Raw genomic sequence first — 461 nt, 5'->3', positions numbered from 1 at the left:
TAAATAATTGGAATACTTCTAATATGAAAAATATGAACAGTATTTTTTCAGGCTGTGAAAGTTTTAATCAGTCAATAGAGGATTGGAAAATAAATAAAACTTGTATTATTGATAATATTTTTGAGAATGCTGTTTCTTTTAAAAATATAAAATCAATACTTAATATTTATTTTATTGCTAGAGGAAATCATAAGAAAAAACTTTTATCCATGCTTGAAAAATGCAATATTAAAGAAGTTTATACAGAATCTATTAAATATTATAAATTAAAAGATTTTATCAAAAAATTAGAAAATGTTTATTATGATGAATTAAAAGAATTAATTGATAAGAAGAAATAAAAATTAATTAAATGATAAGTTTCAATAATAATTATATTGACTTAATAGTAATTACTTAATATACTAAATAGCTAAAATAAAAAATATAAATGATGCAGGGTTAATTAAAAATGGATTATA

At 17.8% G+C, this 461-nt stretch carries 1 protein-coding gene; it reads left to right on the top strand.

Annotation, left to right across the window (positions count from 1 at the left end):
- Positions 1-341: BspA family leucine-rich repeat surface protein (locus tag EZH24_RS13410; protein WP_137999488.1), on the top strand; the 341-nt coding region annotated here is incomplete at its 5' end.
- Positions 342-461: the final 120 nt, after the last annotated feature.

The sequence above is a fragment of the Brachyspira catarrhinii genome, assembly GCF_005518285.1.
Lineage (GTDB): Bacteria > Spirochaetota > Brachyspiria > Brachyspirales > Brachyspiraceae > Brachyspira > Brachyspira catarrhinii.
This window is presented reverse-complemented; position numbering and strand designations above follow the sequence as displayed.